The following is an 11964-nucleotide window of genomic DNA, read 5'->3' on the forward strand; positions in this document are numbered from 1 at the left end:
ATGAAAAAAGCATGGAGCGCTCCAATGCTGCAAACGGAGGTGTTTGAGGCAAACGAGTACATCGCCGCGTGCTACACGGGCGTGTGCGATATTTCGGGAGAGGTGTTTTTGGACTCGAACGGCAACGGTGTGTATGACCGCGGCATTGACAGCAGAAAGTACTATAACGAGGCGTGCGGACAGCAGTATTCCATCACCGGGCAGGATTCCGTGATGCCGGCGAAGAACGCATTCGTCGTGGACTGGTTCGGAAATGCGACACCTGTATGGAACTTTGACGATTACCATGTCACCACAACGCTGACGCAGAACGAGCGGCCGAACCACTCGTGATGCACCCGGAGAAAGACACAGCGGAAGCGTTTTTACTGCGCCGCGCCGCCAAAACGGGCATGCCCATCACCGGCAGTTTTGAGCTGACCCCACTTTGTAACTTAAACTGCAAAATGTGTTATGTTCGCATGAACAGGACAGAGCAGGAGAAAATCAGCCGCCTGCAAACGGCGGAGGCGTGGACAGCGCTTGCGGAAAAGCTACGCGACGCAGGCACGCTGTTTTTGCTGCTCACGGGCGGCGAGCCGCTTTTGTATCCCGCGTTTCGCGCGGTGTATCTCGCGGTGCGAAAGCGCGGTATGATCGTCACGGTGAACACGAACGGCACGCTTTTGAATGAAGACTGGGCGGCATTTTTTGCGAAAAATCCGCCGCGCCGCGTGAACGTTACGCTGTACGGCGCAAGCGGAGAGACCTACAAATCACTGTGCGGTGACGAGACCGGGTACGCAAAAGCGATGCGCGGCATTCGTCTTTTGCAGGCGCACGGCGTGCCGGTGAAGGTCGGTGTCAGCGTGGTCAGGCAAAACCGGCATGACCTTGAAACGTTATTTCAAATCACAAAGGAACAAGATTTAGAGTTGGAGCCGGACACCTATATGATGTCCACAGAAAGCGGACAGCATGAAGCGCGGCTCTCGCCGGAGGAAGCCGCGGCCGCAAGCCTTGCCGCAACGAAAATAAAGCTTGGCACAGTCAGTTTTCACGAATATGCGCAACGCACGGTACAGGCGCTGGAAAGCGCTGTTCCGGAAACGGAAGCCGGCATGCGCTGCCTTGCAGGGCGGTGTTCGTTTGCCGTCGGCTGGCGCGGCGATTTGCGCCCGTGCGTGATGCTCGGGGCGCTTTCCGTGCCGATCGAACACAACGACGTGCAGGCCGCTTGGCGTGCGGTGTGGGAGAAATCTGCGGCGCTTAAACAGAATGAAGCGTGCGTCGTGTGCAAGCTGCGTCCGCTGTGCCGCGCGTGTCCGGCATCGTCTTTGCGCGAGGGCGGCGCGTTCGGCACGGTGCCGCCTTATGTATGCGCCTACACAAAAGCGCTCTACCGCCTGCTGTGCGCGGAAAGCACAGCGCCCGAAATTTTGAAGAAAGGAGAGACTGTACCCCATGCACAGGCTCTTTAAGTTGGGCGGTTTCTGCTTTGCGGCAGATCACCCCGATACACTCGTTTTTCCACCGAATTTTCTGCGTTTTGAAACGAAAGACGTGCAGCCTGCGTATTTCTACACGCTGCGCTTTGTAAAGAGCATCCCGAACCCCGTCGGCGTGTGCACAGCCGTACGGGAAGACCTCATCGTGTATCGCGACGGCGAAAAGGAATCGCGGCTTTTGGGTATACAGGGCATGCTTGGCTTTTACGCATTGTATCGCGAGCTGGACGACACGCACGCCGAGGTGATGATCGCCGAAGACTGCCGCGGCTGCCTTGTGTTTGACCCGGTATTCGCGTCGCTTTTCGCGCTTGAGCGCCGCATGCTGCAAAAGGACAGCTTTATTCTGCACAGCGCCTACATACGCCACCGCGGACGGGCTATTCTGTTTTCGGCACCGTCCGGCACGGGGAAGAGCACGCAGGCCTCGCTCTGGGCGCAATACGCCGGGGCGGAGATCATCAACGGCGACCGCGCTTTATTGCAGAAGGTGCAGGATTGCTGGATGGCGCGCGGTTGGCCGGTCTGCGGCACGTCGGGCATCTGCCAAAATGCGGATGCGCGGCTGAGTGCCGTCGTTTTGCTGCGGCAGGCGAAAAAGAACGCCGTGCGCAGGCTCTCGCGCGGGGAGGCATTTTTGCGGCTTTACGGACAGGTGACGGTGAACCGCTGGGATCAGGCGGAATCTGCGCGTGTGCTCGATGCCGTGGAAGCACTGCTGCGCCGCGTACCGGCGTTTTTGCTGGATTGTACCATATCGGAAGAAGCGGTCGACTGCCTGTATGAGGCGCTGTACCCCGCGACCGTGGCGGAGACCGTCCGCCTGCGCGCATGCTTATAGATGCTGCGGGGCTGCGCGCGTACATCGGCGCGATCCTTTCCGAAACGGAAGCGGGCGGCGTGATGGAAATGCCGGTGTTCGGCAGCAGTATGGCGCCGTTTCTCATCCACGGGCGGGACGCCGTGCGGCTTGTAAAATGCACGCACCCGCCAAAGCGCGGGGAGATCGTGCTGTTTCGGCGGTTAGACGGGCAGTATGTTCTGCACCGCGTTTGGCGCGTGACGAAAAGCGGGTGGTATCTCCTTGGCGACAGCCAGACCGACCCCGAGGGCCCCGTGCACGGCGAGCAAATTTGCTGCCTTGTCATTGCCGTGCGCCGCAAGGGTAAGTGGTACGGCCGAAACAGTGCGCTGTGGCGGTTTTTCAAAACCGTATGGCTCGTTTTAACACCGGTAAGGCCGCTTTTTATCGCGATGCTTGCGCGCCGCCATGCCCGAAAAGAAAAGGTGCCAAATGGAGCGTAAAGAAAACAAAGTGCGCTTTTGCGCGCTCAGTGAGGTTTTGGCGGACTGGAAATGGCTGCTCACGTACAGCCGCCGCTGCAAGAAAATGATCGCGCTGTATATCGCGCTCGGCGTGCTCGGTACCACGGTCGGCCTATTCGGCAGCGTGGCGGGCAAGTACCTCATCGACATCGTCACGGGGTACGATACTGCCCGTCTGCCGCTTTTGGTTTTCGCGGCTATTGGCAGCACGGCGGTCTCCATCGCGTTCGACTGCGTGGTGAGCCGCGTGCTGAAAAAGCTGGAGATTGACCTCAATAACAACGTGCGCGCCGATGTGTTCGACCGCATTTTAGACGCGGACTGGCAGGCGCTGCACGCGTTTTCCTGCGGCGACATTTTAAACCGCTTTGAAACGGATACGGGCGCTGTGGGCGGCGGGGCAGTGAGCTGGCTGCCGCAAATTTTGGTGACGGCTTACAGGCTGTGCGCGGTGTTTTTCCTCATCTGGATTTACAGCCCCGTGATGGCGCTCATCGCGCTTGGCGGCGCGCCGGTGGTGTTGCTGCTGTCTGCCGCCGTGCTCAAAAAGCGGCGGGCATTTGAAAATAAGCTGCGCCGCCTCGGCAGCGAAATGACCGCGTTTGAAGCGGAGACGTTTTACACGGTCGATACGGTGAAATCGCTCGGCACAATGCAAAGCCAAAGCCGAAAGCTAAAGGAAAAACAGGAAGCGCTGCGCACATGCAGTTTGCAATACAACATGTTTTCCGTGCGCGTGAATGCGCTTTTGCGGGTTGCGGGGGCGTTCACGCAGTTTACCGCCATGGGCTACGGGCTGTATTTATTGTGGACGCGTGCCATTACATTCGGTACGCTGACACTTTTTTTGCAGCAGCGCAGCAGCCTGACAAGTGCGTTTGAAAGTGCCGCAGGGCTTATCCCGAAGTTTTTGAGCACGGCGATCTCTGCACACCGTGTGCGTGAGCTTTGCGAGCTGCCGAAGGAGCGCCACGGTAAAACGGCCCTGCCGCAGGGCGCACTGATGGTAGAACTCAAAAATGTGACAGCCGCATACCGAAACGGCGAAGCAGTGCTGAAAAACGTATCGTTTGCGGCAGGGCCGGGGGAGATTGCCGTGCTTGTTGGCACATCCGGCGCGGGGAAAACGACGCTGGTGCGTGTTTTGCTCGGACTCGTTTACCCGGAAAGCGGACGTGCTGTGCTGCGCGGGAAGAGTGGATGCGAAATCGTCATCAGCGCCGAGACGCGCTGTGCGTTTTCGTATGTACCGCAGGGCAGCACGCTGTTTTCCGGCACGATTGCGGAGAATCTGCGCATGGCAAAAGAGAACGCCACGGAGGAGGAAATGACAGCGGCGCTCAAAACCGCCTGCGCATGGGTGTTTGTGTCATCGCTGCCAAACGGCGTGAACACGAAGATCACAGAGCACGGCGGCGGGCTTTCCGAGGGACAGGCGCAGCGCATCGCCATCGCCCGCGCGGTGCTGCGCGGCGCGCCGATCTTGCTCCTTGACGAAGCGACCTCGGCGCTTGATGAAAAGACCGAAGCGCAGGTTCTGAAAAATCTTTTAACCGCGCTGCCGGACACCGCGTGCATTTTGACGACACACCGCCCGGGCGCGCTGAAATACTGTACGCGCCTGTACAAAGCGGAAAACGGCGCGCTGACGTGCATAGAAGTGAACAAACCCGCCTGAAAGACGTTTTAAATGCGTTTTTCGGCGGGCTTTGTTTATGACTTTAGGCGGGCTTTTGCCGAACGCGCAGTCTTTTCTGCGCGTGGGTGAAAATGCTTGGGCATTTTGAACATTGCCGTTTTGGTCGTAATTCCTTATAATAAATGTGCGTATTTTGAAAAGAGAAGGAAAACGGACATGAATAAGGACTTAACGACCGGCAAGCCGGCAGGTGTTTTGCTGCGGTTCACGCTGCCGATGCTTTTGAGTGTGGCGTTCCAGCAGCTTTACAATATTGCAGACAGCGTCATCGCGGGCAAATTTGCGGGTGAAGACGCGTTGGCGGCGGTGGGCGCTTCGTACCCCGTGACGATGATCTTCATGGCGGTCGCGTTCGGCATGAACATCGGTATTTCGGTCGTCATCTCGCAGCTTTTCGGCGCGAAGGATTTTAAAGAAATGAAAACGGCGGCGTATACGGGCTTTATTTCTGTTGCGGTGCTTGGCGTGGTGCTCACGGTCGTCGGCACGGTGCTGTGCGAGCCAATCTTACGCATGCTCGGCACGCCGGAGAACATCATGGAAGATACGACGCTGTACCTTGCTATTTACATTTGGGGGCTTTTATTCCTTTTTATCTACAACATTTCTTCCGGCGTGTTCACGTCGCTCGGCGACAGCAAAACGCCGCTGTGGTTTTTGATCGCGTCGTCCGTCGGCAATATCGCACTCGATGCCGTGTTCGTCATCATATTCCACTGGGGCGTCGGCGGTGTTGCGTGGGCGACGTTCCTCGCGCAGGGCGTGGCTTCCGCGTGTGCGTTCTGGGCGGTCTTGCGCCGCTTAAAGTCCGTTGAGACAAAAGAAAAGCCTGCGCTGTTTTCCGGTGCGATGCTGCGCCGCATTTCAATCGTAGCCATTCCGAGCATTTTGCAGCAAAGCTTCGTTTCGGTCGGCAATTTGTGCATTCAGGGACTTGTCAACGGTTTCGGCTCCTCCGCCATCGCGGGCTATTCCGCAGGCGTAAAGCTCAACACGTTCGCCATCACGTCGCTGACGGCGCTCAGCAACTCGGTTTCGAGCTTTACGGGGCAGAACATCGGCGCAGGCAAAATGGAACGCGTGCGCAGCGGCTTCAAAGCAGGGTTTGTGATGTCGCTTGCCGTGGCGCTCGTCTTTATGGGCGCGTATGTGTTCCGCGGCGAAAACCTCCTGCTGCTCTTTATGAATAGCACCTCGGCGGAGGCCATCGAGATCGGCAAAAAATTTCTGCTTATTGTCTCGCTGTTCTACCTGTTCCTCGCATTAAAGCTTGCCGCGGACGGCGTGCTGCGCGGTGCGGGTGCAATGGTATATTTTATGATTACCACGTTCTTAGACCTCATTCTGCGCGTTGTTCTGGCGTTTATTCTGGTGCATCCGTTCGGCATCACAGGCATCTGGCTTTCGTGGCCGTTCGGCTGGATAATTTCCAGTACATTGTCGCTCGCGTTCTATCTTTTGGGCGTGTGGGACCCGCTGAAAAAGAAAGCATAAACGGCAAAAAGCCTTACACCAAGCTCAAAAAAGAGCAAGGCGTAAGGCTTTTGTTATTTCATTGCATTTCGGCTCGCTTATGCGTGACCCGTCACGCGCAGATAGTCCGCATAGGTGCCGTCGAAAACGTTGATTTTTCGGTTTTCGAGCACGACGATCTTCGTCGCAAGTTTATCGATGAAATAGCGGTCGTGCGAAATGAACAACAAGGTGCCGGAGAACTCCAACAAAGCGTCCTCAAGCATCTCACGCGTTTCAATGTCGATGTGGTTCGTCGGCTCGTCGAGAATGAGAAAGTTCACGCGGTTCTGCAAAAGAACGGCGAGCTTTAACAACACCTTTTCACCGCCCGAAAGAGAAGAGACGCGCTTCATCACCGCCGCGCCGCAGAAGTAATACTTTGCTAAAATTTGCCGCGCTTCGCCCTCGCCGCAAACACACTCGCGGCGGAATGCTTCGAGCACGCTGTCCTTGTCGTTTAAAAAGCGAATCTCCTGCGGAATATACCCAAGCTGCGCGGAGGGGTTGAACTTCGCTGTACCGGAAAATGGGACATCCCCGAAAATTGCGCGTAAAAGCGATGTTTTGCCCGTGCCGTTCGCGCCGAGAAACGCCATGCGGTCTTTTTCCTCCACAAGCAGCTCTGCCTGTTCAAACAGCGCGGTCTTGCCGAACGAAAGGGAGAAACCCGTAAGCTTTAAAACCTCGCGCCCGGTGCGGTCGCCCGCAAAGCGCATCGGGATTTTGGGCTTTTCAAGCTGCGGGCGCTTTATCATCTCCATTTTCTCAAGGCGAAGCTCCAGCATTTTGGCGCGGCGGAAGAACTTCGGATTATCCGCCTGCGCGCCCCACTCGCGAAAACGTTTGATGGCGGCTTTCATTGCTTCAATCTGTTTTTGCTGGTTTTTGTACTGCTCAAATTCGAGGAGCATTTGGCGTTCCTGCTCCTCTTTCGCAGCCGTGTAGCCGCCGGGGTAGCTTGTGCAGATGCCGTCCTCTAAAATGAGCGTGCGCGTTGCCACACGGTCTAAAAACCGGCGGTCGTGCGAGACCATTAAAACCGTACCGCGGTATTTTGCGAGGAAGCCCTCAAACCAATCGAGCGTTTGCATGTCGAGGTGATTTGTCGGCTCGTCGAGCAGCAGAATATCCGGCTCACGCAGAACGACGGCGGCGAGGTTCACAACGGTCTTCTGCCCGCCGCTGAGCACATTATACGGTCGCTCGAGCAGGCTGTTCAGCTTAAACCCCTGCACGATGTTTTTCAGCCGCGTTTCTGCGTCATAGCCGCCAAGCGCCGCATATCGGCTTTGCGCCTCGGTGTATGCGTCGGCATAGCGCTCGAAATCCTCCGTCATCTTTTCTTCCAGTTCGCGCAGCTTCGCTTCAACGGAGAAAACTTCCGCAAACGGCTCGCAAAGCACGTCGTACACGGTTGCGTCTTTGCCGCGCAGGCGGGGAATCTGTTCCAAAAGCGCGGTGTTCGCACCGCGGCGCAGGGAGATTTCGCCGCTGTCCGGGCTTTCTTCGCTCGCAAGCAGCTTTAAAATGGTCGATTTACCCGTGCCGTTGCGACCGATGAGCGCGGCGCGCTCGCCGGTCATCACTTCAAAGCTCAAATCTTTTAAGACGGGCTTGAAGCCGAAATTTTTATTTACATGTGAAAAACTGAATTCTGTCATTTTTATCGCTCCTGTTTTTGAATTGATTTGTACATTCAAAAAAGCAGGCCGAGACAGAATACATCAGGCGATCCAAAGAATCGCTCCGTACAAATGGATAGCCTTAGTCTCTGTCCATAGAGCCTGCACGGAGCACATCGCCAGTGATTCGGAAGCAAAATGCCCGATAGTTGATCCGAATCATACACTCACCGTCCTTTCGTGCGCGAAAGCGCTTTACTTTTACCAGTATAGCGCACAAAAACGGACTTTTCAAGAAGAATTAATACGCCACGGCGGAAAGCGGAGTTTAAGTTGATTTTTGGCGGCAAATCCGCTATAATAATATAAGATAACAGGCACCTTAGGCGTGCTTTGTGTGGGACGCCGAAAACAAGGGAGCAAAAGCCGCTAAAACAGCATAAAAAGGCTTTTGCAGCCGTCTTAACTTTAGGGAGGAAGATCACGATGCCGGAAGTTTACACCATACCGCTTTCCAAGATCATTCACGAGTTACAGCTTGAGACCGCTTTTCTGCCGAAGAGCGCCGATGATATTTTGATTCAATCGAGAGACGTTGTTCGCCCCGGCATGGAGCTGAACGGCTACCACGAATATTTTGACCCGAATCGCATCGCCGTTTTAGGCCGTGCGGAAATGTACATGCTGGAGAGCTTAAAGCCGGAGCGCCGCGCCATGGCGCTGGACAGCTACCTGTCTCTGAAGCCGCCGGCAGTGATTGTTGCCCGCGGTATTGACCCCGGCAAGGACTTCATGGAGATTGCCGAAACGTACCACGTGCCGGTGCTGCGCACGACGGAGTCGACCTCAAATGTTGTCGCGTCGCTCGTTGCGTATTTGAACGTCGAGCTTGCGCCGCGCATCACACGCCACGGCGTGTTGGTGGAGGTTTACGGCGAAGGTATTCTGCTTGTCGGCGACAGCGGCGTCGGCAAGAGCGAGACGGCCATCGAGCTCATCAAGCGCGGCCACCGTCTCATCGCGGACGATGCGGTGGAAATTCGCCGCGTATCCAGCAAATCGCTCGTCGGTCAGTCCCCGGAGAACATCCGTCACTTCATCGAGCTGCGCGGCATCGGCATCATCAATGCCCGTCGCATTTTCGGTATGGGCGCCGTTAAGCTGCAGGAGAAAATTGACATGTGCATCAACCTGGAGATCTGGGACGCGACGAAGGTCTACGACCGCATGGGCATGGACAGCGAATACACGGAAATTCTCGGCATCAAGGTGCCGGTGATGACGATCCCGGTAAAGCCCGGCCGTAACCTTGCCATCATCATTGAAGTTGCGGCGATGAATAACCGCCAGAAGAAAATGGGCTACAACGCCGCCTACGAGCTGCTCTCCGCGCTCGGCATGGATGCTTCCATGATGCCGCACGAGGAGATTAAGAGAGATTTGGATATTTAACAGCATGATTTTAGTATAAAACAAGATGTTTTGGCATCTTGTTCAGGATCCCCCTTTGATAGGGTTTTCTGCGGTCGGACAATTCACCGGATTGTCCGATCTACCTTCCTGATCTTTTGGTAGGCAAAAGGGTTTCGCTTTCTGCGGAAAGCGGCTTAGGGCGCTGCCCTAAGAACCTGTAAACTTTCTGAAGAAAGTTTCATCAAAGACTTTTAACCGCGTTTAAGGTTAGCTGAAAGTGAGAAAACATCATCATGTATAACATCATTGCAGATTTGCATACACATTCGCTGGCGTCTACGCATGCGTACAGCACCATTCGCGAAATGGTCGATTCCGCTGCGGAAAAGGGTCTCAAAGCCATTGCCATCACCGACCACGCCCGCACCATGCCCGGTGCGCCCGGCCCGTGGTTCTTTAATTCCATGCATGAACTGCCGCTTTTATACCGCGGCATTCTGTTCATTGCGGGCATGGAGGCGAATGTCATCGATTTGAACGGCACGCTCGACATCAATGAGACCGAACGCCGCGACGTCAACTGGCTTGTGGCGTCCATTCACAATCTCGGACTGCCGGGGCTTGAGAATCCCACGGTCGAAAAATGCACGCAGCTTTGGCTCAACATTGCACACGATCCGAAGGTGAATGTTATCGGCCACAGCGGCAGTCCGGAGTTCCGCTACGATTATGAAACGGTCATTCCGGAGTTCGGTCGAAACCACAAGCTTGTGGAGATTAACGCGCATTCCTTTGAGGTGCGCAAGGCGAATATCCCGAACTGCCGCGAGATTGCGCTGTGCTGCAAAAAGCACCGTGTGCCGATTATCGTCAGTTCGGACGCGCATTTTGAGACGCAGGTGAAGGATCACACTGCGGCGCTCGAGATGCTGCGCGAGATTGCGTTTCCGGAGGAGCTGATTCTCAACGCGAACACGAACCGCCTCATCGAGTATCTGCGCGCGCACACGAACATCCTTGAAAACCGCAAGGATGCCGATGCTATTTTAAGGAGCTTTGAGAATGTCTGATTACCGTAAATTTGACGCCGCACTACAAAGTGCCGGCGTATGCTATAAGACCGATGAGCCCATGTCCGCCCACACGTCGTTTAAGATCGGCGGCCCGGCGGATCGGTTTGTCGAAGTGAAGACCGTCTCTGAATTGCAGGCGGTTTTAAATGCTGTAAGCGACGAGAATGTCCCGTATTTCATCCTCGGCAACGGTTCCAATCTGCTTGTGCCGGACGAGGGCTTGCGCGGCGCGGTGCTGACGCTGCAGGGCGATTTTAAAAAAGTGCAGAGCCTTGCGAACGGTCATGTTTTGTGCGGCGCGGGTGCATCGCTTGCGACGGTATGCAGCTTTGCACGTGGGCAGGGGCTCACGGGCCTTGAATTTGCGTGGGGCATTCCGGGGCAGCTCGGCGGCGCAGTGTACATGAACGCCGGCGCCTACGGCGGCGAGATGAAGCAGGTCGTCGTACGCGTCCATTTCCTTGAAGCGGACGGCACGCCCGGCGTAATGAGCGGGGAAGACCTCGCGTTCGGCTACCGCAAAAGCGCCTTTATGGGCACGAAGCGCATCATCACAAGCGCGGAGCTGTGCCTTGAAAGCGGTGCGGAAGCGGAGATCACCGCGAAAATGGAAGATTTCATGCGCCGTCGCCGCGAAAAGCAGCCGCTCGAGCTGCCGAGCGCGGGCAGCGTATTCAAGCGCCCGGAGGGTTATTTTGCCGGTACGCTCATTGAACAGTGCGGCCTGAAGGGCTTTGCCGTGGGCGGCGCGTGCGTCAGCGAAAAGCATGCAGGCTTCATTGTGAACAAAGGCGGTGCGACGTGTGCCGATGTGGAAGCGCTCATCCGCGCCATTCAGGATACGGTATTTCAGGCGACCGGCGTGGAGCTGGAGCCGGAAATTCGCCGCATTTCGCTCAGCAAGTAAAATTTGTGGGATTTACGGTGGCATTTGGCTGCCGAAAAGGTGGTTTTTAAAATGGAATTTGTGATCTTGACCGGTTTATCCGGCGCGGGCAAAACGCGCGCCATGCACGCCATGGAGGATATCGGCTTTTATTGTGTCGATAATCTGCCCCCGGCGCTCATTCCGGTCTTTTACGATCTTTGCGATAAATCCGAGGGTATTCAGCGCCGCGTGGCGGTTGTCACGGATACCCGCGGCGGCGAGCTTTTTAAGTCATTTTTCAGCGCGCTCGAAACACTGAAGGCGCAGAACGAGCCGTATAAAATTTTGTTTATGGATGCGTCCGAGCCCGTGCTTGTCAACCGCTTTCAGGAGACGCGCCGCAAGCACCCGCTTTCCGAAGCGATGCAGGGCTCTTTGGAGCAGGCCGTGCGCCTGGAGCGCGAGATGCTGCGCCCGGTCAAAGAGGTCTCCGATTACGTCATCGATACGTCGAACATTCCGGCGGCGGGGCTGAAAGCGCGCATTTCCGACCTGTTTTTGCAGAACGACAACGACGCCATTACGGTGCATTGCATCAGCTTCGGCTTTAAATACGGTCTGCCGCTCGAATCCGATCTTGTGTTTGACGTGCGCTGCCTGCCGAACCCGTTCTACGTGGAGGAGCTGCGTGAACATACCGGCCTTGAAGCGCCCGTGCGCGACTACGTGATGAACTGCAAGGAAACCGAGGGCTTTAAAACCCGCTTTACGGACATGATCGATTACATGCTGCCGCTCTACATTCAGGAGGGCAAAAGCCAGCTCGTCATCGCGGTCGGATGCACCGGCGGGCATCACCGCTCCGTGGCGCTTGCGCAGTATATGCACGATCACCTTGTCGCAAACGGCGTTCACGCCACGGTCTCGCACCGGGATATCACGAAACAATAAAGCGGGAGGG

General features: G+C 56.1%; 11 protein-coding genes. 10 read left to right on the plus strand and 1 reads right to left on the minus strand.

Annotation, left to right across the window (positions count from 1 at the left end; translation table 11 throughout):
* From ACLTX1_RS06940 to ACLTX1_RS06965, 6 genes are all read left to right on the plus strand, one after another.
* Positions 1-333, plus strand: coding sequence for a hypothetical protein (locus ACLTX1_RS06940; protein WP_308448110.1), 333 nt, complete (start codon positions 1-3; stop codon positions 331-333).
* Positions 333-1460 carry a radical SAM protein gene (locus ACLTX1_RS06945; RefSeq protein ID WP_412330672.1) on the plus strand — a complete coding sequence of 376 codons (1128 nt, stop codon included), beginning with the start codon at positions 333-335 and terminating at the stop codon, positions 1458-1460. The genes ACLTX1_RS06940 and ACLTX1_RS06945 overlap by 1 nt, the downstream gene beginning before the upstream one ends.
* Positions 1444-2328, plus strand: a complete 885-nt coding sequence (locus tag ACLTX1_RS06950; RefSeq protein ID WP_176820661.1) for a hypothetical protein — start codon at positions 1444-1446, stop codon at positions 2326-2328. The genes ACLTX1_RS06945 and ACLTX1_RS06950 overlap by 17 nt, the downstream gene beginning before the upstream one ends.
* Positions 2319-2792: a S24/S26 family peptidase gene (locus ACLTX1_RS06955; protein ID WP_395590082.1), complete on the plus strand. Its 474-nt coding sequence runs from the start codon at positions 2319-2321 to the stop codon at positions 2790-2792. The genes ACLTX1_RS06950 and ACLTX1_RS06955 overlap by 10 nt, the downstream gene beginning before the upstream one ends.
* On the plus strand, positions 2782-4491 hold the full coding sequence (locus ACLTX1_RS06960) for an ABC transporter ATP-binding protein (RefSeq protein WP_412330673.1): 1710 nt from the start codon (positions 2782-2784) through the stop codon (positions 4489-4491). The genes ACLTX1_RS06955 and ACLTX1_RS06960 overlap by 11 nt, the downstream gene beginning before the upstream one ends.
* A gap of 177 nt (positions 4492-4668) precedes the next feature.
* Positions 4669-6006 carry an MATE family efflux transporter gene (locus tag ACLTX1_RS06965; RefSeq protein ID WP_412330674.1) on the plus strand — a complete coding sequence of 446 codons (1338 nt, stop codon included), beginning with the start codon at positions 4669-4671 and terminating at the stop codon, positions 6004-6006.
* A 77-nt stretch (positions 6007-6083) separates the two neighbouring features.
* Here the strand turns inward: ACLTX1_RS06965 and abc-f are convergent, their stop codons facing one another.
* Positions 6084-7688: a ribosomal protection-like ABC-F family protein gene (gene abc-f / locus ACLTX1_RS06970; RefSeq protein WP_308448114.1), complete on the minus strand. Its 1605-nt coding sequence runs from the start codon at positions 7686-7688 to the stop codon at positions 6084-6086.
* A gap of 447 nt (positions 7689-8135) precedes the next feature.
* On the opposite strand from abc-f, the gene hprK reads away from it, so the two are divergent.
* The 4 genes from hprK (at position 8136) to rapZ (ending at position 11954) form a co-directional block, all read left to right on the plus strand.
* On the plus strand, positions 8136-9101 hold the full coding sequence (gene hprK / locus ACLTX1_RS06975) for an HPr(Ser) kinase/phosphatase (protein ID WP_176820666.1): 966 nt from the start codon (positions 8136-8138) through the stop codon (positions 9099-9101).
* Between the two features lie 254 nt (positions 9102-9355).
* Positions 9356-10132, plus strand: a complete 777-nt coding sequence (locus ACLTX1_RS06980; RefSeq protein WP_412330675.1) for a phosphatase — start codon at positions 9356-9358, stop codon at positions 10130-10132.
* Positions 10125-11042 carry a UDP-N-acetylmuramate dehydrogenase gene (murB, locus tag ACLTX1_RS06985; protein ID WP_395506489.1) on the plus strand — a complete coding sequence of 306 codons (918 nt, stop codon included), beginning with the start codon at positions 10125-10127 and terminating at the stop codon, positions 11040-11042. The genes ACLTX1_RS06980 and murB overlap by 8 nt, the downstream gene beginning before the upstream one ends.
* Before the next feature lie 51 nt (positions 11043-11093).
* Positions 11094-11954, plus strand: a complete 861-nt coding sequence (gene rapZ, locus ACLTX1_RS06990) for an RNase adapter RapZ (protein WP_395506488.1) — start codon at positions 11094-11096, stop codon at positions 11952-11954.
* The last annotated feature ends 10 nt before the right edge of the window (positions 11955-11964 follow it).

The sequence above is a fragment of the Hominenteromicrobium sp. genome, from assembly GCF_046974225.1.
In the GTDB taxonomy this organism is placed as follows: domain Bacteria; phylum Bacillota; class Clostridia; order Oscillospirales; family Acutalibacteraceae; genus Hominenteromicrobium; species Hominenteromicrobium mulieris.